Genomic DNA, 25,571 nt, shown 5'->3' on the forward strand with positions numbered 1-25,571 from the left:
ATTAAAAAACTAAATCAAAATTAAATCAAATCTAAATCAAAAATAAACCGTCCTTTTGTATGATGGAAGCACCATCAAATGAAAGGACGGTGTTTTTATGCACATGTACAAGCGGGCCATTCTGTATTTAGCCCGCAAGAAGGGGAAAGCGACGCTGCTTTTCTTGATTTTCTTTTTGGTATCAGCCCTTCTGCTGGTCTGCTTTTCCGTTTTAAACGGCACGGAACAGGCAGCAAAGGATCTGCGCTCCAATATTGGCGCGGCCTTTTATGTCCGCCCCTACCAGCAGATGATTTTTGAGGGCGGCGCGGTCAGTGAAGGAGCGACGCCCACCATTTCCCAAAAGAGCATAGACGAGATCGTGGACGCTGCCGGAGGACAAGTGAAAGCCTACAACACGGAGCACTATGGGTATGCCAAAAGCGAACAGTTGCATTTTCTACCGGGAGCTGGTGACAATGAGGTCAGCAATATGGGCCAAGTGACTGCTGTGCGAGATTCCCAGTTGACCGATGTGTTTCTGAATGAGGAATGTACGTTGATCTCTGGTCGCCATATCCAACCGGAGGATGAGAATAAAATCCTTATCAGCGCAGAACTGGCGGCGGAAAACAACCTAAAAGTTGGGGACATACTCCCCCTCACCCATGCCGGTTTGGATCAGCAGGATGATGGGACGTATATTGACACGATCCCAGAAAAGACAGCGTTTGCGGAAGCGGAAATCGTGGGCATTTTCCAAGCCGATGGGGCCGACGACGGTATGGACGCCCCCACCGCCGGAAAAGCGGTCAACCATATTTATTCCGACAGCCATCTGCTGGTGAATTTGCAGGAGCAGCAGGCAGGCGTTTTCGAGGGGGAAATCGCCTTTTACATTGCTGACCCTCTGAAGCTGGATACCCTGATGGATCGTGTGGAGGCCATCCAATCCATTGATTGGGACAACCACATCTTAAAAGAAAATGATTTCCAATACGAGCAGATCGCCGGGCAGCTTCAAAATCTTCAAAACCTAGCTGTGGCACTAATCGCCCTTGCTGTCGCTTTGGGGATTGTCATTCTCATGCTGATCCTCATGGTGCAGATACGGGGGCGCATCCGGGAAGCCGGGATTTACCTATCCGTGGGCAAGCCTAAAATGGAAATTATCGGGCAGTTTGCATTGGAGGCTTGGGGGCTTCTGATCGCTGGATTTCTCAGCGCTTTTCTACTTTGGCTGTTCTGCTCCGGCCCGGTGAATGGCCTGCTGTTTGGCACGCTGGCCCAGGGAACGGGAACTGCGGCACTGCAGACAGGTGGCGGCGGAGTAAATTATTTGCAGCCGGATCTGCTTCATTCCGGTGCGCTGCTTGCCGGAGAGCTGGCGGCTGTCCTGTTGACAGTGCTGGCGGCCAGTGGTGCCATTCTCCGCTTAAATCCAAAAGAGATTTTAACAAAAATGAGTTAAGGAGGCATTTCCCATGAATTTTTTGAAACGGGCAGTCCGCTACTGTTGGCGGCAAAAAATAAGGAGTATCATCCTGCTGCTGGTTTTTACGCTGTTGGCTTCTGCTGCGCTGATTGCCTTATCCGTAGGGCACGCTGCTGCGGAGGGAACAGACGAAGTAAAACAAACTGTCGGAGCTTCGATTCATATGGAAACCGACAGTGACAACCAGGAAAACTATGATTCTGGAACACGAGATGAATATGGATTTTCATATGAGTATAATGGCGATTTTATCACACAGGAAGTGATCGATGCTGTTAGTAAAGTAGACGGTGTTGTTGCATACAGCGCAGAGAGCAGTGATTATTGGGGCAGTGCGATCGATTTTGAATACTTTCCTGGGGCGTTTAATTTCGGAGATTCCTACAATCCTTCCTCCTACACCGTCACGTTTAATTCGGCCTTGAATAGAAAATTTATGGACGGTACTTATACGCTGATGGAAGGGCGTCACATTCAAGAGGATGATTCTTTTGCTGTAATGATTTCTAAAGAACTTGCGGATAAAAACGACCTCTCCGTAGGAGATCATATATCTATGTACGATCTGGACACGGATTCTGAAAATACCTTTGAAATTGTGGGGATTTTCAGCGGCACCGAGGGAATGTCCAAAGATGCGATGATGTCAAACCAAATTCCCGCCAATCAAGGATATATTGATATGAACAGCTATCAGAAGATATGGAATGAAACGGTGTTGGAACTCGGCTCTTTGGAGATATATGTGGATTCGGCTGCAAATGTAGAGGACATCCTCAAGACCATACAAAACCTGCCGGAGATCAAAGGCAAGACTTTCACCTTTTCCACGGATACAGCGGATTTTGACCTGATTTCCAATCCCCTTTCTTCTCTCCAAAAAATGGTGAATACGGCGGTCACGGTGATTGCCATTACAGGAGCGGCAATCATCACCCTTTTGCTGATCCTCTGGACACGGGGCCGGAAGAAAGAGGCGGGTATTTTAATGGCAGTAGGCAGAAGCAAGGTGGAGATCGTGCTGCAGTTTTTGTCGGAAAACCTTTTTATCGCCATTCCTGCGGCGGCAGCTTCCTTTGGTTTGTCTGCTCTGCTGGCGGATCAGGTTGGTGCTTTTCTTGTCAGCCAAACTGCCAGTGATGTTCACGGATTAAGCGTGGTTATTCATTCTGCGGATATGGCGGCAGTATATGGCATCGGCGCACTGATCTTGATTTTGGCAGTACTGGCAGCGTCGGTGGCGGTAATCCGTCTGAAACCGAAAGCGATTCTAACACAAATGGATTAAAACAGGAGGCAGATAATATGAGCATTTTAGAATTTTCAAATCTGAAATACAGCTATGACGGAAAACAAGGGGTTTTGAAAGGAATCAGCGGCCAAATGGAACTGGGAAAGATGTATGCCATACTCGGCCCATCCGGGTGTGGCAAAACCACCCTGCTTTCTCTGCTGGGCGGTTTAGATAGCCCTACAAGCGGACAGATTTTGTTCAACGGACAGAATATCTCGGAAAAATCGCTGGCAGATCATCGGAAAAACCATGTATCCTTTATCTTCCAGGCATACAATTTGATCGATTATCTCACACCAATGGAAAATGTGGCTTTAACCTCCAAGCTGCCGCCATTACCGATTTTGGAGCGTCTTGGCCTGACGAAAGAGGAAGCCAAGCGGAATGTATTAAAACTCTCCGGCGGCCAGCAGCAGCGTGTAGCGATTGCACGGGCACTGGCAAGCGAGGCTCCGGTGATTTTGGCAGATGAACCTACCGGGAATTTAGATGAGGATACTGCTCAAGGCATTACAGAGATTCTCAAAGAGAGTGCACACAAAATGAATAAGTGCGTGGTAGTTGTTACCCATTCGAGTGAACTGGCAAAACAAGCTGATGTGGTATTTTTTTTAAAACGTGGACAGTTACAAAACGAATAGGAGGAATATCATTTTGGGAAATTATGCGTACTTGATTTAGCGGAGAATGGCAGACAGATTGGTAAAAAGCTGTTTGCCTTACTTACAGTAGATCAGAAAAAGGAACTGACGCAATTTGTTCTTGAAGATAAAACGGGCGGTATCAATTCGGCTGACATTCCATGCTACCCTGTTTTTCATGGTAAATATTTTGTTTCAAAGTGGACAGGTCAGCCTCTAACGGAAATACGAGAAGCTGAAATATACTTTTGCTTGGAGCAAAGGCTTGTTATAATTCGTGAACAGATAATCGAATTGACCGTCAAGGAATTTGAAATTTTTGCCCTTCTCATTATGAATCCAAAACGGGTATTTACCTATGAAATGATAACGGAATTAGTATGGAATGAAGAATATGGCTCCTATTCCCGCAAGGCAGTCAGTAATCATGTGAGCAATCTCCGTCAAAAGCTCAAAATCTCACCGGATGTGCAAGACTATATCAAAAGTGTATATGGGGTTGGCTATAAATTTGATTTAGACTAACCTTATGTATTATGCACAAAAAAACATATATAAAATTATATTTATGATAGATTTTGCCGCAACAAGGATACTTCTGGAAGATTTGTCGGAAAAAATCAGCAAAAGACTATATATAATTCCTTCAAATAGATAGAAGGAGGCTGATAACTGACAAGCCTGTCTATCCCTCCTTGATTTGGAGGGAGGGCATGGTTATGCTACCGAGGTCATCATGCCGGCCTCGATGCTGTCGGCCAAATCTATCATTATGCCCCGTAATCTGGTTTTGGATTGCGGGGTTTTTCCATTCGACAAAATATTATATTTTTCAATATTTCCCTTTCAGTCAATCATTAGGGCTGTATGAGTGCGCGCCTGTCACCGGACAGACGCGCACTTTTGCGTTTATAGGAAAATATCTCGTCTTTCTATTTTTTTCAGGGTGTCGCTCCCCACCCTCTGATTTCGATTTTAGCTGTTCACTCACAAACAAATCGAAATTGGAGGATTACATATGAAACAAATCAATTTAAAGGAATATTACCCATTTTACACAACAGACACAATCGTAGAAGTACCGGATGAAGTTGCCGATATTTTAAGAGCTTATAAATTACGCGACGAAGCATATCGGATTTATACATATCGACACAAAGCATATTTTTCTTTGGATTTTGGAGATGGAATTGAATATGAAGCCCTTGTAGACCAAAAATCACCTGCAGATATTTATGAACAGCATAGGGTGACTGAAATGATCTATAAGGGACTTGCTACTCTATCAGAAAAACAACGTCAGAGGATCTACGCACATTATTTTCTCGGCATGAGCCAAACGGAAATTGCCAGAGTGGAAAACTGCAGTAAAATCTCAGTTCATCAGAGCATTAACAGAGGTTTAAAACAGCTTCAAGAATATTTTTTTAAAAATAATTTATAGGCCCACTAACTTTTACCCTGAAAATGTACTGTATTATGAAGGGACCTATTGGCAGGACAAGCCATTGTGGTTGGATCGGACAGAACCGTTCCGATACATTTCCAATTTGGATTGCTTTGATTGCCTTTTCTCCCTCATAGTTCTTTGACAAGTGAATATACGTTGCTATGGGTACATCATTCTGCGTACCGAGCGGCATATAGGGCGGCGCCATGACAGACAGCCAAAGGAGGTGATGAACCTGGTTGTCCGAGCGATCCACGCAACCTATTAACCCGGCTGTGGCAGGTTCGGGCGCGATGACGGCGCAGATGACAATGGTACTTCTTCACGGCCTCCTAAAGACTTGGGGGGAGTTCCTGCGGCGTGCGCTTGCTCTGGCAAAGCGGCGGCGACTGCGGGGCTATGATGCGGTCAAGCTTCCCGCAGCCCATAGCAATCCCTGTTCTGTGTCAACAGAACTGCCGGGGATGCGTGGCAAATACGGCATATAAAATCGAAATCAGATACTATGAAGCCGGGCTTAGATTACAAGTCCAGGTCCGGCTTTATCCATGTGATTTTGATTGAGGATCAATTTACGGAAAGGAGCTGGAAAAATGGAACAAAAAACTTCTTATGCTGATAATCTGGTGGATATTCGCAGTGTATCCGTTAACAAGGAACTTCCGCGTGAGGAACGGATCGCCGAGTTCGTCAGACAGATCAAGAACCCCTGTCATTTTAGATGTGGAAAGTTTATTGTGCGTGCTACTTACTGTACGGACGGGGCTACATTAGAAGAATGTCTGCATGGCATCTTACGATAAAAATTTACATTTTAGGGGCTGTTTTTTCCCGCATGGAGCGTTATAATAAGAATCGGAAAAGGAATTGAATAACAATAAGGCATACTGCACTCCTTGAATTGCGGGGATTTTTCCGTAATGAAAGGAGTGTTTTTGTATGCAGATTTATAAAGCTGCGAAGTATATCCGATTATCTTATACGGATGATAAGTCAAACGAAAGTGACAGTGTTGGAAACCAAAGAAAGCTGATTGAGGAATTTGCCAGCCATCACCCGGAGATCGAACTTGTTTCGGAACGTGTGGACGACGGTTATAGTGGTGTGATTTTTGACCGCCCTGCTTTCAAAGAAATGATGGACGACATCATGGAGGGAAAGATCAACTGTGTGATTGTAAAGGATCTTTCCAGGCTTGGACGTGAGTATATTGAAACCGGCCGTTATATGAGGCGTGTTTTTCCGGCTTATGGTGTACGGTTTATTTCTATCAACGACAATATCGACACGATCAATGAGTCCGCCGGGGATGACCTTACTGTCTCTGTAAAAAACATTATGAACGAGGCTTACGCACGTGATATTTCTTTGAAAACCCGCAGTTCTCTTGAAACAAAGCGTAAAAATGGAGACTTTGTCGGTGCTTTTACCGTGTACGGCTATCGTAAATCCGAAGAAAATCATAATCTCCTTGTGGTAGATGAATATGCCGCTCAGGTAGTCAGAAACATTTTCAGGATGCGCCTGGAAGGTTTCAGCCCTTATGCCATTGCAAATGAGTTGAACCGCTTAGGCACACTTTCCCCTCTTGCATATAAGAAAATGAATGGTCTGCCTTGTGCTAAAAACGGATATACCGATAGAAAAGATTGTCAATGGTCCTCTACTACGATTGTCCGTATTTTGCAGGACGAAACCTATACCGGCACTCTGGTTCAGGGAAAACAAGGCTCACAGCACTTCAAGCTGAAAGAAATTGAAAACCGCCCTCAGTCCGAATGGATTCGTGTAGAACACGCTCACGAGGCGATTATTGAGCCTCACGATTTTGACCTGGTACAGAAGATCCGGCAACTGGATACCCGTACTTCTCCCGGTAAAAATAAAGTCTATTTATTTTCCGGCATATTGATCTGTGGCTGCTGCGGCGCCCGTATGATCCGAAAGACAAACCGTTATAAAGACAAAGAGTACCACTACTACTATTGCCCTACCGGGAAGAAGAGTGGCTGCACAAACCCTGTTATGGTAAAAGAAAGCGACTTGATGGAATGTGTCAGGGACAGTGTAAAGGGATTTGTTAATAATGTTGTTTCTTTGGAAGAAATTCTGTCCGGTATCAATCAGAGCCGTATCAATAAAGAACTGATCCGGGAATACAGCCGGCAGATTGCGCAGAACAATCAGCAGTTGGAGCAGATACAGACATTCAAAACCAGTCTTTATGAAAATATGGTAAGCGGATTGATTGAGAAGCATGAGTTTTTAAACCTGAAGAACACCTATAATGTTCGTATCACTCAGCTTGAACAGGCAATATCCGCTTTGGAAGAAAAACGGACAGATGTTATGGAAAATCGCAGCGAACGGAACCGCTGGATTGAGAATTTCAAGAGATTTTCTGAAATTGAAGAACTTGACCGTAAAGTAATGATCCAGCTTGTTCATAGTATCAAGGTGGTTGGGAAAAATGAATTTCAAATTGAATTTAACTATCAGAATGAATATGAGAAAGCAATTTCTCTGATTGCTCCGGCACAGGAAAGGATGGTGGTCTAAGATGGCAAGAAAGAGCAGAAAACATATTGCAGAACCTATTTTTACATCGGTCTCTCCGTTTATCGATACTGCTTTATATATCCGCTTATCTGTGGAAGATAACAAAAAGCGTGGTAATTCCATCGAAACACAGAAAATGGTTCTGGAGGACTACCTTTCCAATAAACCGGAATTTCGTATTTATGATACCTATATAGATAACGGCACGACCGGGACCAATTTCAATCGTGAGGGATTTCAGCGTATGCTTTCCGACATTGAGGCCGGAAAAATCGGCTGCGTGATCGTGAAGGATCTGTCTCGTCTTGGACGTAACTCTATTGACAGCGGATACTACATAGAACAATATTTTCCTTCTCATAATGTCAGGTTTATCGCTGTAACAGATCAGTTTGATTCTGAAAATCCTGATAACCTGCATGGCGGCATTATCCTTCCGCTGAAAAATATGATAAATGAAGCCTATTCGATTGACATTGGCCGTAAGATCAAAGCGCAGGCAAGACAGGATATGAAAGAAGGAAAATACATTGGTGCCCGTGCCCCTTTTGGTTATAAAAAGGATCCCAATGACTGCCATAAGCTGATTGTAGATCCGGTGGCAGCTCCGGTCGTCCAGCAGATCTTTCAGTGGGCCTATGAAAAAATCGCTTTGAACCGCATTGTACTGATGCTGAATGAAGGCGGCTATCCTGCGCCAAGCAATTATAAGTATTCTACCGGGGAAATCACGCATGAAAATTTAGTGGGTAGCGGCTTTTGGCAGACACGTACTGTGATGAAGATTCTCAAAGAAGAAAAATATACCGGTGATATGGTTCAGGGCCATACCCAAACAATCGCCCATAAACAAAGACCGGCCGGAAAGGAAAACCTTATTTCTGTTGCCGGTACCCATGAAGCCCTGGTTTCCAGGGAAGTTTTTGAGGCAGTTCAGCAATACAGAATGGAAGTTGCCGAAAAATGCAAGATGAAGGAAAAGGTTCCGTATTCCCCCAATATTTTTAAAGGATTAGTATTCTGTGCTCATTGTGGAAAGAGTCTGCACCGTCAAAGGGAGCAACGGAAAAAGCAGGATGTTTACCGTTTTCACTGCCTCACTCCTAGCAGGGTCCATAAGAAAAAATGTGTCGGTATTTCCATAAAAGAAAATGAACTAATTGATACCGTGATAGATATTCTGAAAAAGGAGCTTTCCGCTGCTTTAGGAGATTATGCCCTTTTAGTTGAGGATGGAACCCAATGGCGTAAAAAGGAAAAAGAATTGCAGGATCGTCGTAATACCGCTAACCGTACAATCCGACAGAACCAGGATCGCATTCAGGTGTTGTATGAAGATATGGTAAGCGGTCTGGTAGATAAAGACGATTTCTTTCTCTGGAAAAAGAACTATGAAAATAAAATGAGCTCTGCTAAAGCAGAACTTGCAGAATGTGAAAAAGAAGCCATAAAGATTAAAAAACAGTTTGAACAGTATAAGACGCTTGAAAAAGACGAAAAGGAACTGAAGGCAGGATGCACCTTGACCGCAGAACTGGTATCGCGTCTGATTGAGCGTATCGAAGTGGATCACGATAAACATGTTTCTATAAAATTCCGCTTCCGTACAGAATTTCAAGAATACAGCAAGGCGGTGGCACAATGAAAAAATATGTGATTGCTTTATATATCCGTCTGTCTTTGGAAGATTTCAAAACAGACAGCTTAAGTATTTCAAGTCAGCGGATGATACTTCAAGAACATGCTGCCGGCTTAGAAGAATACGGAAATGCAGAATTGATGGAGTTTGTAGATAATGGGTACAGCGGGGCAAATTTTGAACGCCCTGCTGTCCAGGAGCTTCTTGATCTAGTTCGTGCGAACCGGATTGACTGTATCATGGTAAAGGACTTTTCAAGATTTGGACGCAATAGCCTGGAAACCGGATATTTCATTGAACGTGTTTTTCCAATTTTTCATACCCGTTTCATTTCTGTGGGTGATGATTTTGATACAAAAAAACTCAAAGGCGATACCGGCGGTATGGAAGTTGCTTTCAAATATCTTATCAGTGAATATTACAGCCGGGATATGTCTGTTAAGACCAAAACAGCAAAGTACATGAAGATGCGCCGCGGTGAATATCAGAGTAAGATCTGTCCGTATGGATATTGTAAAGGTAACAACAACCGAATGGTTCCCGATCCAGAGACCTCCGGTGTTGTTCAGACGATTTTTGAATATGCTGCGTCCGGTATGAACAGTGCGCAGATTGCCAGAGAGCTTCATAGTCAGGCAATTCCTACACCGGGTGAATACAAGGCTCTCAAAGGCAAAAAGTATCACGATGTATCAAGAACAAATGGCGTATGGTCTAATTCAACTATTTTGAGGCTGTTAGCGGATGAACGTTATATCGGTACTTATGTGATAGGAAAAAAGGCTGTAACAGAGATAGGCGGGAACCGTATGCGGACAAAAGATGAAAGCGAATGGATCAAGATTCCCGATCATCACGCCCCATTGGTTAGCAAAGAACTTTTTGAGAAAGCCAATGCTTCCGTTAAGCGGTTTAAAATTCCGAAACGAAAACAGCATAACTATCCCCTTCGAGGAAAAGTATTTTGCGGATCCTGCAAACATGCTATGCACCGTTCCAATGAGACCATTTACCGCTGCAGGTTTTCCTATATGGATTCTTCACAGCCCTGCTATGGTATGACGATCCGGGAAAAGGAATTGGAAGCCATAGTATATGAATTTCTCTGTAAACAGTTTGAAGTATCTTTAGGGATTGATGGACCGAATGAATTAAAACCCGTCGATAAGGCTGCGGTGAGACGAGCTGAATTTGATAATCAGATTTTTGAGCTGCAGGAAGAAAAGCGTAAACTCTATGAGGCGCTTGTAATAAAGCAGATTGATGTTAACTTCTATAAAGAACAGAAAGTGCTTATCGAACAGCGATTGCTTGAAGTGCAGAATATAAAAGCTGTTGTAATGACAAGGCTGGAGGCTGAACAAGAGGAAAAAGAACGTCGGCACCAACAAAAAGATGTGTTACAGTCTTTGGTTGAAAACAAAGGACTGACTTCTGAACTTGTTGATATGCTGATTGAAAAAATCTTTATTTACCCTGACAAGAGGGTTGAAATCGTGCTAAAAATAAAAAATGACCTGGCATAACAGCTCAGGGTATATTGATAAAGCCAGTTAGGAATTGCGGTTCTTAACTGGCTTTTAGAAGTTGAAAAAAAATCTCCATATTTTTTTGTCGTGGACTTGACATAAGGGTGCCTTAACGCATGGAAATTAATATTCCTAATACCTGTTTGTTTTAAATACCTTTTAAAACTATTCTGATAGCTTCTAGGTTCAATATATTTTTCTGTGTCCCCTGTTAAAATATAAGCATTTTCTGGGTATCTTTCAGACCATATTTTTAATTCTGTTAATAAAAAATCGGGGATAGGTATTTGACGGATAGAGTTTTGCGTTTTTGGGGTATCTATAACAATCTTTGTTTTTGTATCCGCTTCTTTATCTGTATTTTTGACCCTTTGCATTGTTTTTGTAATATTAATAATACCTATATCCAGTCGCAAGTCTTTCCATCGCAAAGCACAGATTTCCCCTAACCTAGTACCAGCATATAGGGATAATAAGATACCAACCCCTTTTATCTCGTTCCTAATATTGGCTTTTATATATTTTACCAATTTAACCTGTTCTTCTTCCGTTAATACTTCTATTTCTTTCCTTGGTACACTAGGCTTTGTAATTTCATATTGGATAGGGGGGATATACCCCTTTATTTCTCCATAATGAAGGATTTGCTTTAATATCTTTACCATATCAAGGACTGTTTTAGGGGACAGCCCGCCTTTTTTGTCCAGCCTGCCGTTTTCTGTTTTTTTTTGATAAAATCGTGGATTGTTTCTTGTTGGATTTCATTTCTATCTATTTGTTTAAAGTAAGGTAGGATATGCCTTTCTAAGATGTACTGGTAATTTGTAAAAGTAGATTGTTTATTTTTTATTTGTATATTTGCCAGCCATTCAGAACAAATCTCCTCAAATTCCTTTGGATTATGATAGGGTGTTTTCTCGGTTGGCTGTTGTGTTTGTAATTTCTGTTTTAATTCAGAGTAGGTTTTGGCATAAATAGATTTATATTTTGTTTTTCCAAAGTTGGGAACAACGACCCTTGCTTCCCAGCGACCATCTTTTCTTTTACGGATATTCTCGCCATGTTTAGCCATGTTTAAAAGCTCCTTTCTTTATAAAAAATTGACCCCTTATTTGACCCCTAATAGAAAAAAATCTACTAGAAAATAAAGTGTTTGATAGTAAGATAACATAAAAATGGTTCGGTAAGTTCATAAAAGTAGACAAAAAGCATTTACAAAAGACATTTTTTGATATAAAATAGGGGTATCAATAGTCGTGAAGTCCTTTCGTATAGCTACAAGCTATACGAAAGGAAAAGCACATATTTTACTACTTATAACTATGAAATAACTACAACTTTTATTCCATTTATATAAAAGGGGTTGAAACACTTTTAATGTGTTTCAACCCCTTTTTGGTTTTTAAATTAGTTCTTTTGACATATATTTTACAGAGGTGATAGACATGTCAAAAGAATTTTCAAAAGATGGTATTAAAAATATTTTTAAATCGGAAACGAAAGAAGAAATAAAAATAAAATTCAATCAAAAAATGTTTGACATTATAAGCCATGCTCAAAAGTCTAAAAAAAATGTTTAATATTGTTGCAAACCCGCAAAATATTGTTGTATAATAATATTTAGTGGGATTGTTTCTTTGAAAGGAGAAACAACCTGATATGAAAAGTTATAAAAATAGAACACCGTTGGTTGCGATTTATCCCCGTTTATCCGATGAAGATAGGTTTAAAAAAGAAGGTGATGAAAGCGAAAGCATTATCAATCAAAAAAATATGCTAATCAAATATGCTTCCGACCAAGGATGGAATATTTATGACATTTACTGTGATGAAGATTATAGCGGTGCCGACCGTGATAGACCAGAATTTAACAGGTTGTTAAAAGATGCGGAAGAAAGAAAATTTGATATTGTACTCTGCAAGTCCCAATCCAGATTTACTAGAGAAATTAAAATTGTTGAAGATATTATTCATGAAAAATTTTTATTATGGGGAATTCGATTTGTCAGCATTGTAGACCATGCGGACACCGAAGACCCATATAATAAAAAACAGCGTCAAGTAAATGGTCTAGTAAATGAATGGTTTTTGGAAGACACTTCTATTAATATTCGTAAAGTTTTTGACCACAAAAAGAGGGAGGGTATACATATTGGTTCCTTTGCTGTATATGGATATAAAAAAGACCCAGAACACAAAGGGCACTTGATTATTGATGAGGAAGCCGCCCAAGTTGTCAGATTGGTTTTTCAATTATTTGTTGACGGAATGGGAAAGACAGCGATTGCTAGATATTTGAATGAAAAGGGAATTCCAAACCCCAGCGAGTATAAACGACAGCAGGGGCTTAGATTTAAAATTAATGGCGGTAGTTGTGGACATTTATGGAAATATTTTTCCATCTCCAATATGTTGACAAATGAAATGTATATCGGCAATATGGTGCAGAGCCGTCAGAAAAACCTTTCCTATAAATGCCGTAAAAAGGTAATGATACCGAAAGAAGATTGGGTTATTGTACCAAATACCCATGAACCGATTATTGATATTGATTTATGGAACAGGGCGCAAAAATTAATCCAATTGAAATCAAAAGCATTTGACACCACTGGGAAAATTGGGCTGTTTAGTAAGAAAGTAAAATGCTTAAACTGTGGTTATACAATGCGAGCTGCGAAATATCATGATGAGAGATATTTAAGATGTTCCTCCAGATTTTATGATAAAAAATCCTGCTCTGGTTCTATGATTTCTGAAAAAAGGCTCTCTAATTACATATTAAATGAAATTCATAAATTAGCAAAAGAATTTCTGGACAAAGACGAATTGGAAAGAAAACTGGAACTAGAGGACAAAACAAAAACGAAACTAGATGAAAATAAAAAACTTTTAGAACTTTATCACAAACAGATTGATAAATGTAAAACTTCCATCAAACAGGTTTATTTGGATAAATTAAACGGGGTTATACAATCCATTGATTTAGATGAGATTATAAGCGATTTTGAAAAAGAACAAATGAAGTATGAAAAACTCGCAACTGATGTATTAGTTAATATTGAAAAAATTGAAAATCAAAAAGAAGAAAGCACCAGCAAACAACAACTAATTGAACAGTATAGTAATGTTCAAGAATTAACAAGAGATATGGTCGTAACACTAATAGACTACATAGAAATCGGTTCAAGAAAAAAAGGGACGAGAATCCGTCCGATTGTAATTCATTGGAATTTTTAACCTTGATTTTACTTTTTTGTTGGTCATTTCTAATAGCTATAGAAGAAAAAGCACGGACCACCTATGATAACCTTTTACGTTTAGTTGATGATCCAGATGTAAGGGATCCATTAAAATTTTTGCGTGCTAGGGAAATTGTACATTTCCAACGCTTTGGTGAAAGCTTGAGAAAAGTGCAAGATGAATTAAATAGCAAGAATTTCTATGCGTTTAACCCTGCATTTGACCGCAAGAAGAAAAGAAAGTAGCTTGAGATATACAAAGAGCCTTATCATCTTTGAATAGACCCATTTTATTGGGTTTATTCATCGATGAAAGGCCCTTTTTGCATGCTATTGTATTGTTATAATTTAATTGCTTTTTTAAGCGGAGGATAAATCAAGGATACAATAATAATACTGGAAACTAATGTAATAGCATTGTAAGGAAGGTTATAATAAAACGAATACCAAAATGGATTTTGTCCTTCTGGAGCAGAGCTAGCAAAAAGCAACGCGCCAGAAAGGTAATGGCTTAAAAATTTTAAAACCATTGATAATACTACTCCGATACATATTTCCCGTTTTTTTAATTTAATATTTGGTAAAAGGGCAGCTAAGCCACAAACAGCTAATGGAAGCAAGTAATCCAACAATACAGACCAAGGGCCAAAATATTTTGCTAATCCTAAAATAAATTGCATTATGGCACCTAAACAACCAACGATAACTCCATAGCCAACCCCCATTAAATAACTGGTTAAAAAGATTGGAATGATTGCAAATGATATCCAGGAACCGCCTTGTGGCATTTCTGGAATAACATTGTCTACATAGGTTAGCACTACTTGCATTGCTAAAAGTAGCGCCATATAAGCCATATTTTTAACAGTTAATTTGACAGAAAAGAGTTTTTTCATAGTAATTCTCCTGTTCATATGATTTTTTGAAATCGGAACAGATTTTGCTGTATTAAAAAACAATAAAAATAGCCTTTCTACAAATACGCAGAAAGGCTGGAATTTTTACAGCATAATACTCCCTACGCTGGCATGACCCAGATCAGGTATAAGGGTTAGGAAATAGTTCCTTCTCAGCCCTATGGCACCCCCGATTTCTAATTATTAGTTTATCTTTTTTTGGATGATTTGTCAAGTTTAACCTGTTTTCCCAGCAGATTTACAAATTTCGGCTAAGTCACAGCCTTCACATTTTGGTCCCCGTGCTTTACAAACATCCCGCCCAAATAATACTGTACGGTGGCAAAAATCACTGCTTTCCTCTGGTGGCAGTATTTTGCGTAGTTCCATTTCTACCTTTTTTGGTTCTTTTACTGAAACTAGCCCCAAACGATTGGAAATACGGATTAGATGGGTATCGGTTACAACAGCAGGTTTATGGAAAACATCCCCCATAATTAGGTTTGCCGTTTTTCTTCCTACCCCTGGTAATTTTGTAAGTTCTTCAATAGAATCGGGCAATTCGCCATGATAATCGCTGATTAATTTTTGACAAATTCCTACCAAATCTTTTCCTTTTGTATTTCCCAATCCGCAGGGTTTGACAATCGCTATAATATCATTTACATCCGCTTGAGCAATGGATTCCATGGTGGGATATTGTTCAAATAAATCTTTTGTTACAATATTTACTCTTGCATCGGTGCATTGGGCAGAAAGCCGGGTTGCTAATAAGAGCTGATAAGGATGCTGGTATGTTAAGGAACAAATAGCGTCTGGATACCGTTGTTTTAATAATTCCACTGCTTTTAACGCACGGTCTTTTTTTGTCATATGTCCACCTTCTTTTAAACTAGTAATTATTATTATTTATTATACCATAATGAAAAAAGTTACACAAGTTATTTTTTATCGACATAATATGATTATTTTTGCAAAAATATTGGTATCATAAGGCTAGTTAAAATTTTTCTTGATTGTTTTTGTTTGTTTGTAGTATAATATAAAGTAACAATTTGTTTCATACAAATCTATGTCTTTCTATATAAGCGATTCTAGTGTATGGTAAAGCTGTTATAATATGAACACGATACCATCGAACGAGATGCTTTGAATACTATTTGGCTTCTACAATTTTTTAGTATGTCGTTAACATGTTGGACAAACTACATCTTTTTATAAAAATATCAATCGTAACTGAGGTGAATATACTTTGAATTCTAACTATGATATTGTGATTATTGGAGCAGGTACAGCGGGGCTTTCTGCCGCTATTTATGGTGTGCGTGCAGGCCTTTCCGTTTTAGTGGTTGAAAGCCAGATGCACGGAGGACAAATTATTAATACACCGGATATTGTAAACTATCCTGGAATTGAAAAAATATCTGGGTATGAGTTTGCAAACCAACTATACCAACATGCAACTAATTTAGGGGCAAAAATTATTTATGAAGAGATTTCCGACCTTAATTTATTGGGGAGAATAAAAACGATTACTGCTGGTACTCAAACTTATTATGCGAAAACAATTATTATTGCAACCGGAGCAAAACACCGGGATTTAGGTTGTGCTGGAGAAGAAGAATGGAAAGGTAGAGGGGTTTCCTATTGTGCTATTTGTGACGGAAACTTTTTTCAGGGACAGGACGTGTGTGTCGTAGGGGGTGGCAATACCGCTTTAGAGGATGCTCTATATTTATCGAAATTTTGCCGTACTGTACATTTAATCCATCGTAGCAAACAGTTCAAAGCAAGCCCTATGTATGTACAGCAAGCACAAAATACCAATAATATTGTATTCCATCTAGAATATGAAGTTACAAAGATTTCGGGAACGGATCAAGTGCAGCAGGTAATGATTTCCCATAAAGGGCAGGAAGAAAGCCTTTCAGTAGTAGGTGTATTTGTAGCAATTGGTTCTCAACCAAACAATGGAATGTTTTCCCGCTGGGTTGAGATGGACAAGTATGGCTATATTGTGGCAGGGGAAGATTGTAAGACCAATATTCCAGGTGTTTTTGTGGCAGGGGATACTCGTACCAAAAAAGTACGTCAGTTAGTTACTGCGGCAGCTGATGGAGCAGTAGCAGCAACTGGATGCGCAAACTTCATTAGCCATTCATTTTTTTAAATAATCGGAAAGGTATGGTGCAAAACTATGCCTTTTTGTTTTGTATAGTAAAAATAGGATGATAAGAAAGAGATTGCTAATAGTATCATGAAACAATGATGGAAAAAGGAGAAATTAATGGCTGTATTACGTACAAAAAGATTGTTGTTGCGTCCAATGGTAAAGGGAGATTTGGATGATTTTTATGAATATTGCAGTCAACCGGAAGTAGGACCAAAAGCCGGATGGCTACCCCATCAAAGCAAAAAAGAGAGCTATAAAATTATGAAAAAAATTTTTTTAAACCAGGAATCAGTATGGGGGATTATCTTTCCGGAAAAGAATAAATTGATTGGTACGATTGGGTTGGTTCCGGATATAAGCCGGAATTTTCCGAACAGTAGGATGATAGGATATTCCCTAAGTAAGACTTACTGGGGCAATGGTTATATGACGGAAAGTGTACTGGCTGTATTATACTACGGCTTTTCGGTCATGGGATTGGATTTGATTTCTGCCAATTGTTATCCAGATAATCCTGCTTCAAAACGTGTTTTAGAGAAATCTGGATTTTATTATGAGGGGTATTTACGTATGGCAGAGCAAGTTTCCCCAACTGATATAAAAGACCACCTGTGTTTTTCAATATTAAAAGAAGAATACATCAATAAGAAAGAATGAAATGAATTGATTTCTTGGTATAATTTTATAGCAAAAGATAAATTTACTTTTCCTTACTTTCAATCATTTATTGATACTACAATAAAAAAACACGATAAAAATCTAGGAATATTTCATTTAGCTTACCTTTATATTTTGTAGGAAAAAGGTCTATGTTCGATTTTGGGTTATTGTATAAGGTGGAGTGGCATAACAATTATCTATATGGACAACGCAAAAAAGCTGGCATTACAAAATTGTAATACCAGCTTTTTTGCTGCCTAAAATGTGATCTGTCATCCATGGAAGGCTTAATCTTAAACTTATCAGTAGCTTTTTAATGTGGAGATAAAAAGGGTTAAAAAGCTTCTTTTCGAGATGGTGTATCTCTAATCTAATGAGACTGCACCCTGGCGGGTGTGTATTGTAACTCGCTCTCATTTTGGGAGACAGGAAAAATGGCTAAGTTTCCGTACCCTGGCGGGTGTGTATTGTAACCACTTTGGTTCATATTTGCTTTACTTACTTCAGTTTTCCGTACCCTGGCGGGTGTGTATTGTAACATCCGCCTGGCGTTCCTGGCCTTCTGGGGTGTAATTTCCGTACCCTGGCGGGTGTGTATTGTAACCTGTTCTTTTTAGTGTAAATTATTTTAATCGAAAGATTTCCGTACCCTGGCGGGTGTGTATTGTAACCCCGTGGTGCATATCATGGGTTATACATAGAGCTATTTCCGTACCCTGGCGGGTGTGTATTGTAACTTACAGATCAGCAAAAGGAGGATGCGAATAATGATTTCCGTACCCTGGCGGGTGTGTATTGTAACAAAAAGAGAAATTGGTCATAAACTAACGGAAGAAATTTCCGTACCCTGGCGGGTGTGTATTGTAACTGCGGCATGAATGCGCCCTTGATTTTCGGGGGTTCACAGCCATTATAGTGCGAACTTGATCATTTCCACTTTCCTTTTAACCTAAATAAATCGACTTGTTACTCACAAAGCTACAAGTTATAGCTAGTGCGAACAATACGTATTTTTTATGGTTACTTACCATTCGCACTGGCAATGATGTTTAAAATTGGATATAATAATCTTTATTTAATCAAAAATTTTATCTCTGTTTATTATAATCTTAAATGTTAAAAAGTGCAAGCAATTTTTGATAGACGATTCTATCCAGCTATATTTTTTAGTTTTTACGGTTTAATTATCCACTGCTAAGGTGTGTTACATGTCTTGTGAGGAGGAAGCGTTGCTCTGCTGGAAATTTTCCATTATTAGACTATGGACAGCTTGCTATGCTCAATAGTGAAATTGGGAATTTTTATGGAACTCCTCCTTGGATATCATTGGTGATTTTTATAAAATAAAGCCCTTTTTGTCCATTTGCAAAAAAGGCTTAAGATAAGAATCATAATTCAATTGTTTTCACAATTTTTCCGATTAATCCAAGCAGTAGACGCATCCATTGCGGTGCGACAGGCATCAGTCTGGTCCAAGGCATTTAACATCACAAAGTCATGAATCGTACCCTGTATCCGAATGGAGGTTACCTCTACTCCGGCAATCCGAAGTTTTTTCGCATATCCTTCTCCATCATCCCGCAAAACATCTGCTTCCCCATTGATTATCATTGCGGTTGGAAGGCCTTTCAATTCCGCAATAGTCGATCGTAAAGGGGATGCTGTAGTTTCTTTTCGGTCTGATTCAAAATTTGCGTATTGGCTCCAAAACCATTTCATACCAGTACGGTAAAGATAATAGCCACAGGCAAATTTTTGATATGTACTAGTATCGAAACGGGCATTTGTCACCGGGTAATACAATAGTTGTTTTTGTATCTTTGGACCGTTCCGTCGCTTTGCTAAGATTGTCATAGCAATAGCTAAATTTCCTCCTGCGCTATCTCCAGCTACAGTCAGTGTATTAGGGTTCATCTTGATATGAACCTGTTCCGTAATTTGGGTTAATTGGCATAAGGTAGCATAGCATTGCTCTATGGCAATTGGATATTTCGCTTCAGGGGCTCGATTGTATTCTGGAAACACAACAACTGAACGGGTTCGTGCAGCTAATTCCCGCACGAGTTTTTCATGAGTATGTAGATTGCCAAATACCCATCCAGCGCCATGTAAATATAAAATGACATTTGCGGGATCCAAAAGTTCCTCAGGCACAATAAGGTAAACGTTAATTTTTCCCCAATATCCAGCATTTACTTCCAGTTTTGTAATATGAGCAGGAAATTTATATACAGGGGTATCCTGTACTTTATCCAAAATTTTTCTTCCTTGTTCAGGTGGAAGCTGGAAAATAAATGGTGGATTGGAATTTTCTATGCAAATCTGTTCAGCAGCTTTTTCTAATGGTATACGCCGGTTCATATGGTCACACCTTTCCAAAATAGATCTTGTTTTAATCTATTCCGATATACGAATTCATGTGAAAAAGTGTGAACTCAATCCCTTCTATGCTATCCTTGTACCGCCCCATTCTACCACTGTAAATCCTTGTCTTTTCATAGGTTGCAAGATTGGTTCCTCCACTAAAATAGGATTTTCCAATGGTTGATACACCATAAAAACCCTTAGTATACTGTCTGGCTCTGGTGTAATATTCAGTTTGGCGTTTTCCGTGTAAGTTTCCCCCTGAAATGTAATCAGATTATAGGGGTTATCCTGCATTTTAGGGAGCCAATACACAATAAACTCGTTGTATTCTGAGGGAGTCAGTCCTATATACTCCAATTTTTCCCTTAAAAAATTAGCGGTATCTTCTCCTTTAACCACAAATCCTTTCCTCATATCATATTGGATTTGGTCAACGCCTTCCCAAAACAGATAGGAATACTCCTTTTTATCCGAATGATTTATGAGTTTCCCATCCGGATAAGCAGTTACATTCCAGCCATTTTGATATTGAGGATAGCTACAGGTTAACTCACCGCTGTATTCTAACTGGACGGATACTTCTGTTATATCCTCAGGATAAAGATAAATAACAGGTTTTTCTGTTAAATCGTTGTGATATGATGTGCTAGAACATCCCATGAGTATTACCGTGATAAAAGCCAAAATAAAGGCTATAATTCTATGTTGCTTTCTTTTCATTGATAGCACCTTCTTTTTATAATTTTTCAACTTTTTATTTATTTATATTATACCATTAATTTGAATCGAAATCTACAAAAAACGACATTTATGTTTTATATAAACTTTAAAATGATATATTTATTGATTCTAACAAAATCATAAGATATAATATATATAGATATAAATTTTGAGATCGTACAGAGGTGAGTCACTTGAACTTAAATTATTTATCCGCTATCTATGCATCTTATTTAGAGCAGAATCATAAAGAGAACGCCCTCTGTGGAAATATTCCTGAGCAGGTTACGGAATTACTACTATTTCCATTAAATCCGATAAAAGAGATTTTAAATCCATACTACGGAACTAACAAAATAATAGCCCAAACTTCATTTTATTGGAGGCAGTTAGAGCAAGGTACTGAGATGAGGATAGAAAGCTGGAATCCAAAAACGGAAACAATTTTTTGTTGCAATATGAAATCGGATCAACTGGAAATCAAAAACATCCCTTTAACAGAATGGATGCAAGGCATAACAGAAACTTTTGATTACGTTATGTTAAACCCTCCATTTGGTTATTCTAATATTGAAAAAAAGAAAGAACGTTTGGAAAATCTGTTTTTATCCCATGCGTTAAATTGTCTAAAAGAGGGTGGATTCTGTACTGCTTTTCTCCCCAACGGATTTTTGGGGCGTCAATCTTTTGATAATATCCAGCTTAGAAAAAATATTTCGTTAAATCACCATTTGCAATCTATCATTTTATTGCCGAAATCAATCCTTTCTACTTCTGAAATTTTTACTTCTGTTTTATATTTTTCCAAAACAGCGCCAGCTAAGAAGATTCCGTTATACGATTTCCGTAATAAAAAGAATATAAACAGTTTTCTCAAATTATATCGTTCTTCGGAACCAAACTGGCAATTAGAACAACAAGAATTAGAAGAACACCAATATTGTTTTCTCCCAGAAGAGTATATCCCTTCAAAATCGTTTGACTTTGAGGAAATTCCATCCCGAAAAAAATCTTTACACGCATTATGGAGCGAACTACAAAAAAATCAGGATTCTCGTTTATACGAAGATCATTACGGTCAAACCAGTATCTTCAATACTGCCCAGTGTGTTTCCACCAGAAAAGGCCAATTGAAAAAATTAATTCAAACTGGCTATGGCCTTTTAGAATGTGAATTGTTGCTCTATTGTGGGCATATCCAGCCTACCAAAGAAATGGGAAAATCACTAGCCCATTTAAAAACAGGGGATTTATGTCCTACTGACCATAAAAATGGAAAATATCCCTGCTATGGCGCTGGTGGGATCTATGGCAGTACAAATACTTGTAATATTCCGCAAAGTACCGGAATTGTTATCGGTCGTGTAGGGAACTTTTGTGGAAACGTGTATTGGACTTGCCAGCCAGGATTCCTTTCCAATAATGCCATTTGGGTAGAACCAGACCGAGAAAAAGTGATACCTGATTTCCTTTTTTTGTTATTGTACTCCGCCCATTTTCAAAACAAAAGACGTGGTGGGGGACAACAATACATTACCCAATCTATGATTCAAAATCAAATTTTTTATTTACCAACCCTTTCCCAACAGGCAGATTTTTTGGCGCAACATCAAACTTTATTAGAGCAAATTCACTTTTATGAACAGGAGTTAGGGCAGTTAGAACTTACAGAATAAATTTTTGTAATAAAAAACACCTTACGATAAAAATAGTAAGGTGTTTTTCTGTTATTAAAATTTATTATCCCAACGCAACATCTAAAATCATCATCACAAGGAATCCACCCATAACACCTAGGGTTCCAACATTGGAGTGTTCTCCCAAATGCGCTTCGGGAATTAATTCTTCTACAACAACATATACCATTGCACCGGCTGCAAAGCTTAATAACCAAGGCATAACAGGCTGTAAAAATCCCGCTACCAACACAACTAAGATTCCGAAAATCGGTTCTACAATGCCGGATAGGCTTCCGTATACAAATGACCTGATTCTAGAAACTCCTTCCTGACGTAACGGTAACGAAATGGCGGCGCCTTCTGGAAAATTTTGAATTCCAATTCCCAAGGCTAAGGCCATTGCGGCTGAAATGGAAGCGGAAGGATCATTTTGTGCGGCTAACGCAAAAGATAATCCAACAGCCATTCCTTCTGGAATATTATGTAAAGTAACTGCCATTACCAACAAGGTGGTTCTTTTCCAGGAAGAAGAATGCCCCTCTGGAGAAACAGAGCCTGGATGTAAATGAGGAAGCAAGGTATCCATTAACATTAAAAAGGCAATTCCTAAAATAAAACCACCAGCAGCAGGTAGCCAGCCGGGAACACCCGAAGCTTCCGCTTGATCAATTGCGGGTATTAACAAACTCCATACAGATGCCGCTATCATTACTCCAGCGGCAAAACCAAGAAAAATCCGTTGTATTTTAGGATTAATTGCGTTTTTAAAGAAAAATACCAATGCCGAACCTAATGTTGTCATTAAAAAGGTAAAACCTGTGCCGATAGCAGCCCATGTAATCGCAGTATTCATAATCGCCTCTTTTCTATTATACTTTCAAAAATTTTTTTATAATACCAAGGAAGGCGCTGCGTATACACGGGATTTTAATTCATTATCCAGCATATAAAGGCTTTTTGGATCATTTCCAAATAAATCCATTTTTGTAATTAAATCATGGGCATTGGTTTCTTCTTCGCCTTGTTCTTTAATAAACCAATCTAAAAACTGCATGGTGCGGAAATCATGTACCTCTTGCGCCGCAGCGTATATATTGTAAATCAAACCTGTTACATATTCTTCATGTTGTAATCCTGCTTTTAATGGATCCATTAATTCAACTAAAGTTTGATCGGGCTTCGCAATTGCCTCTAATTGAACCTTTTCGTTGTTATTCTGCAGGTATTGATAAAACAGCATGGCATGGTCTCTTTCTTCTTGTGCCTGTACTTTATACCAATTAGCAAATCCTTCTAATCCTTTATCCTCATAAAAATTAGAAAAATCTAAGTACAAATAAGCGGAAAAAAACTCTTTATTCACCTGGTCATTTAATAATGCTACTACTTTTTGGTTTAACATAAACAAATGCCTTCTTTCTAATTTTTCAAATAAAATCATTATTCTAAGAGGAAAACTAATTTTTCTCTTAAACATATCATATCACTATGATATAGCAATGTCAATAATGGCTCCTATTTTTGATGTTAAAAAGGATAAATTACATTATTTTATCATAAAGAGAAACATAGAATAAAATATTGGATATTGATAATTTAAATTTTACTTATTTTCATTAAAACGCTGATTTCTCTACTAAATCATATAAATTGAAATTATAATATACCTAAATAAAAAAGTAACACCTATTATAGCTTTTAAATCTTAAAAAACAGGTATTACTTTTTTAACTATTTACCAATAGTTTTACTATATAAAAAACATTGGAGTGGTACCCTTTTGTATCCTAATTTTAACACAATTTATTTTTTTCCAACACATTCAAATCCTCTGTGTTCATAAAATTGATAAGTGCAGGCGTTGTCAGTATATAAATATAATTTTTTCCCTTTTTCCCTGCGTTCTAATTCAGCGAGTAGAATGCTACCAATACCTTTGGCTTTTATGTTCGGGTTTGCCGCCAGGAAGATAATCTCACCATCTGGATTGTTATTATGGCAATACTGCAAAAACATTTCTTTATTTGCCTGATTATAAACATCCACACCGCCTTTTACAAAAAGATTTTGTAAAAGATGGAAGGCCTTAATATAACACGATTTCCAAAATGAAGAGTATTTTTTGTGTTCTCCTTTTATTTCCGCAAGCAATATCCCAGCTAATTGGTCTCCTGCGTATACAGCAATGATCTGTGTGGCACGGGTCACTTCTAAATACCAAAAGTATCGTCCATACAAATTTAGTAATAATTTGTTGTCCATGTACCAATTAAAATGCATACCCACAATAGCAAATTCAATCGCTTTTTTAGCGTCCTTTTTTCTCAGTTTTCTAATTTCAAGTTCCATGCAATCATCTTCTTTTATTTTTCGTTTAAAACCAGAGCATAGTTAGCTTTTCGCTGAGCTGGAAGAAGAGGAACCTTCCAAGTATTCTTCTAAGCAGATCCCTTTGCTCATAATTTCCTGTGCAGCTTCTTTTCCAACATAACGGAAGTGCCATGGCTCATAAATAACGCCTGTAATATCAGTTTTTCCGTTTGGATACCGGACAATAAACCCATATTTACTGCAATTTTTGGATAGCCAGATATATTCTGGGGTTTCTTCCTGCTTTTCATCCAATAATTGATAATCTTCTGAAACAATATCTACCGCTAACCCCAATTGATGTTCACTGGTGCCAGGATAGGCAACAGCTGTTTTCGCTTCCGCTACTGCGTCTACATAATCTTTTCCTTGGTTTTGTAAGCCTTTTACCTGTTCGTCAAACAGTCGGGTTTGCTTTTCCATACTGCGGTAGGAAGAACAGATGATAGGGGATAATCCCGCTGCTCGAGCATCGTCCATCATTTCCTGTAAATAAGGGTAGGCGCGTTTATCAATAGCTTGTCCATTATTTAATTCGGTTACTTCTATTGTATAGTTTTCTGGAATTAAATTGTTTTGGTTTACGAGAGTCAGCTTCCAATCTTGGGTATCTTTGGTAGAATTGGATTCCGATTGTTGTGTCTTGGATGATTGGTCATTTTGGGAGGATTGGCTGGATGTTTGGATATCCAATTTTTGGTCTAAATTATGAATTAGATAGTTGGTCCCAATAAAATATACGGCGACGCAAACAGTAATGACCATTGCAATAGGCCAAAAAATTTTAGAGCTATTATTTTTTTTCTTTTTCTTTGGGGGACGGCTAGGATATTGACTCACGATGGTTCCTCCTATCTCTTTTATCATATTATAATAATATC

General features: G+C 38.7%; 25 protein-coding genes, 1 CRISPR repeat array and 1 riboswitch. Of the genes, 15 read left to right on the forward strand and 10 right to left on the reverse strand.

Features of this window, described 5'->3' with window-relative positions; all coding sequences use genetic code 11:
* Window positions 1-97: 97 nt before the first annotated feature.
* The 9 genes from BQ2683_RS07120 (at window position 98) to BQ2683_RS07170 (ending at window position 10,583) form a co-directional block, all read left to right on the forward strand.
* The gene (locus tag BQ2683_RS07120; protein ID WP_069988320.1) at window positions 98-1,450 is read left to right on the forward strand and encodes an FtsX-like permease family protein; all 1,353 of its coding nucleotides are present in this window, start codon (window positions 98-100) and stop codon (window positions 1,448-1,450) included.
* A gap of 94 nt (window positions 1,451-1,544) precedes the next feature.
* Window positions 1,545-2,762 carry an ABC transporter permease gene (locus BQ2683_RS07125; RefSeq protein WP_235843899.1) on the forward strand — a complete coding sequence of 406 codons (1,218 nt, stop codon included), beginning with the start codon at window positions 1,545-1,547 and terminating at the stop codon, window positions 2,760-2,762.
* A 17-nt stretch (window positions 2,763-2,779) separates the two neighbouring features.
* Window positions 2,780-3,409 (forward strand): ATP-binding cassette domain-containing protein, encoded by a 630-nt coding sequence (locus BQ2683_RS07130; protein ID WP_069988322.1) that lies wholly within the window; start codon window positions 2,780-2,782, stop codon window positions 3,407-3,409.
* Window positions 3,410-3,703: 294 nt separating this feature from the next.
* Window positions 3,704-3,934 carry a helix-turn-helix domain-containing protein gene (locus tag BQ2683_RS13815; protein WP_338061264.1) on the forward strand — a complete coding sequence of 77 codons (231 nt, stop codon included), beginning with the start codon at window positions 3,704-3,706 and terminating at the stop codon, window positions 3,932-3,934.
* Between the two features lie 493 nt (window positions 3,935-4,427).
* Window positions 4,428-4,853 (forward strand): RNA polymerase sigma factor, encoded by a 426-nt coding sequence (locus tag BQ2683_RS07140; protein WP_069988324.1) that lies wholly within the window; start codon window positions 4,428-4,430, stop codon window positions 4,851-4,853.
* A 566-nt stretch (window positions 4,854-5,419) separates the two neighbouring features.
* Complete coding sequence (locus BQ2683_RS07155; RefSeq protein ID WP_476703390.1) at window positions 5,420-5,662, forward strand: DUF6870 family protein; 243 nt, start codon at window positions 5,420-5,422, stop codon at window positions 5,660-5,662.
* Between the two features lie 136 nt (window positions 5,663-5,798).
* On the forward strand, window positions 5,799-7,418 hold the full coding sequence (locus BQ2683_RS07160) for a recombinase family protein (protein ID WP_069988328.1): 1,620 nt from the start codon (window positions 5,799-5,801) through the stop codon (window positions 7,416-7,418).
* A gap of 1 nt (window position 7,419) precedes the next feature.
* Window positions 7,420-9,063, forward strand: a complete 1,644-nt coding sequence (locus BQ2683_RS07165) for a recombinase family protein (protein WP_069988329.1) — start codon at window positions 7,420-7,422, stop codon at window positions 9,061-9,063.
* Complete coding sequence (locus tag BQ2683_RS07170; protein WP_069988330.1) at window positions 9,060-10,583, forward strand: recombinase family protein; 1,524 nt, start codon at window positions 9,060-9,062, stop codon at window positions 10,581-10,583. The genes BQ2683_RS07165 and BQ2683_RS07170 overlap by 4 nt, the downstream gene beginning before the upstream one ends.
* Here the strand turns inward: BQ2683_RS07170 and BQ2683_RS07175 are convergent.
* Together BQ2683_RS07175 and BQ2683_RS07180 are read right to left on the reverse strand one after the other, a co-directional pair.
* Window positions 10,529-11,251 (reverse strand): tyrosine-type recombinase/integrase, encoded by a 723-nt coding sequence (locus BQ2683_RS07175; RefSeq protein WP_069988331.1) that lies wholly within the window; start codon window positions 11,249-11,251, stop codon window positions 10,529-10,531. The genes BQ2683_RS07170 and BQ2683_RS07175 overlap by 55 nt on opposite strands.
* Window positions 11,245-11,658 (reverse strand): N-terminal phage integrase SAM-like domain-containing protein, encoded by a 414-nt coding sequence (locus tag BQ2683_RS07180; protein WP_069988332.1) that lies wholly within the window; start codon window positions 11,656-11,658, stop codon window positions 11,245-11,247. Before BQ2683_RS07180 ends, BQ2683_RS07175 begins: the two co-directional genes overlap by 7 nt.
* Before the next feature lie 373 nt (window positions 11,659-12,031).
* On the opposite strand from BQ2683_RS07180, the gene BQ2683_RS13735 reads away from it, so the two are divergent.
* The 3 genes from BQ2683_RS13735 (at window position 12,032) to BQ2683_RS13225 (ending at window position 14,071) form a co-directional block, all read left to right on the forward strand.
* Window positions 12,032-12,166 carry a hypothetical protein gene (locus BQ2683_RS13735; protein ID WP_268873770.1) on the forward strand — a complete coding sequence of 45 codons (135 nt, stop codon included), beginning with the start codon at window positions 12,032-12,034 and terminating at the stop codon, window positions 12,164-12,166.
* Window positions 12,167-12,245: 79 nt separating this feature from the next.
* Entirely contained in the window at window positions 12,246-13,823 is a 1,578-nt protein-coding gene (locus tag BQ2683_RS07185) for a recombinase family protein (protein ID WP_069988333.1), read from the forward strand.
* Window positions 13,824-13,825: 2 nt separating this feature from the next.
* Window positions 13,826-14,071, forward strand: coding sequence for a manganese catalase family protein (locus tag BQ2683_RS13225; protein ID WP_069988334.1), 246 nt, complete (start codon window positions 13,826-13,828; stop codon window positions 14,069-14,071).
* 95 nt (window positions 14,072-14,166) lie between these two features.
* On the opposite strand, the gene BQ2683_RS07195 is transcribed toward BQ2683_RS13225, so the two are convergent.
* Together BQ2683_RS07195 and nth are read right to left on the reverse strand one after the other, a co-directional pair.
* Window positions 14,167-14,721, reverse strand: a complete 555-nt coding sequence (locus BQ2683_RS07195) for an energy-coupled thiamine transporter ThiT (RefSeq protein WP_069988335.1) — start codon at window positions 14,719-14,721, stop codon at window positions 14,167-14,169.
* Window positions 14,722-14,823: 102 nt separating this feature from the next.
* Window positions 14,824-14,923: riboswitch (TPP riboswitch) on the reverse strand.
* 35 nt (window positions 14,924-14,958) lie between these two features.
* Window positions 14,959-15,594 carry an endonuclease III gene (gene nth / locus BQ2683_RS07200; protein WP_069988336.1) on the reverse strand — a complete coding sequence of 212 codons (636 nt, stop codon included), beginning with the start codon at window positions 15,592-15,594 and terminating at the stop codon, window positions 14,959-14,961.
* 379 nt (window positions 15,595-15,973) lie between these two features.
* On the opposite strand from nth, the gene trxB reads away from it, so the two are divergent.
* On the forward strand, window positions 15,974-16,891 hold the full coding sequence (gene trxB, locus BQ2683_RS07205; protein WP_069988337.1) for a thioredoxin-disulfide reductase: 918 nt from the start codon (window positions 15,974-15,976) through the stop codon (window positions 16,889-16,891).
* Between the two features lie 117 nt (window positions 16,892-17,008).
* Window positions 17,009-17,551, forward strand: coding sequence for a GNAT family N-acetyltransferase (locus tag BQ2683_RS07210; protein WP_069988338.1), 543 nt, complete (start codon window positions 17,009-17,011; stop codon window positions 17,549-17,551).
* A 378-nt stretch (window positions 17,552-17,929) separates the two neighbouring features.
* A CRISPR array of direct repeats spans window positions 17,930-18,422; the repeat unit is 32 nt; unit sequence ATTTCCGTACCCTGGCGGGTGTGTATTGTAAC.
* 527 nt (window positions 18,423-18,949) lie between these two features.
* Here BQ2683_RS07210 and BQ2683_RS07215 read toward each other — a convergent pair.
* Window positions 18,950-19,915: an alpha/beta hydrolase gene (locus tag BQ2683_RS07215; protein ID WP_069988339.1), complete on the reverse strand. Its 966-nt coding sequence runs from the start codon at window positions 19,913-19,915 to the stop codon at window positions 18,950-18,952.
* Window positions 19,916-19,999: 84 nt separating this feature from the next.
* Entirely contained in the window at window positions 20,000-20,641 is a 642-nt protein-coding gene (locus BQ2683_RS13640; RefSeq protein ID WP_069988340.1) for a hypothetical protein, read from the reverse strand.
* Window positions 20,642-20,835: 194 nt separating this feature from the next.
* Here BQ2683_RS13640 and BQ2683_RS07225 point away from each other — a divergent pair, with 194 nt between their 5' ends.
* Window positions 20,836-22,317 carry an N-6 DNA methylase gene (locus BQ2683_RS07225; protein WP_069988341.1) on the forward strand — a complete coding sequence of 494 codons (1,482 nt, stop codon included), beginning with the start codon at window positions 20,836-20,838 and terminating at the stop codon, window positions 22,315-22,317.
* A 64-nt stretch (window positions 22,318-22,381) separates the two neighbouring features.
* Here BQ2683_RS07225 and BQ2683_RS07230 read toward each other — a convergent pair whose 3' ends face one another.
* From BQ2683_RS07230 to BQ2683_RS07245, 4 genes are all read right to left on the reverse strand, one after another.
* Window positions 22,382-23,173 (reverse strand): ZIP family metal transporter, encoded by a 792-nt coding sequence (locus BQ2683_RS07230; RefSeq protein ID WP_069988342.1) that lies wholly within the window; start codon window positions 23,171-23,173, stop codon window positions 22,382-22,384.
* Between the two features lie 36 nt (window positions 23,174-23,209).
* Complete coding sequence (locus BQ2683_RS07235) at window positions 23,210-23,722, reverse strand: ferritin (RefSeq protein ID WP_069988343.1); 513 nt, start codon at window positions 23,720-23,722, stop codon at window positions 23,210-23,212.
* A gap of 401 nt (window positions 23,723-24,123) precedes the next feature.
* A complete protein-coding gene (locus tag BQ2683_RS07240; RefSeq protein ID WP_268873771.1) occupies window positions 24,124-24,669 on the reverse strand; it encodes a GNAT family N-acetyltransferase in 546 nt (181 codons plus the stop codon).
* Between the two features lie 42 nt (window positions 24,670-24,711).
* Window positions 24,712-25,530: a M15 family metallopeptidase gene (locus BQ2683_RS07245; protein WP_235843900.1), complete on the reverse strand. Its 819-nt coding sequence runs from the start codon at window positions 25,528-25,530 to the stop codon at window positions 24,712-24,714.
* Between the last annotated feature and the right edge of the window lie 41 nt (window positions 25,531-25,571).

It is taken from the genome of Massilioclostridium coli (genome assembly GCF_900095865.1).
Taxonomy (GTDB): Bacteria; Bacillota; Clostridia; order Oscillospirales; family Ruminococcaceae; genus Massilioclostridium; species Massilioclostridium facile.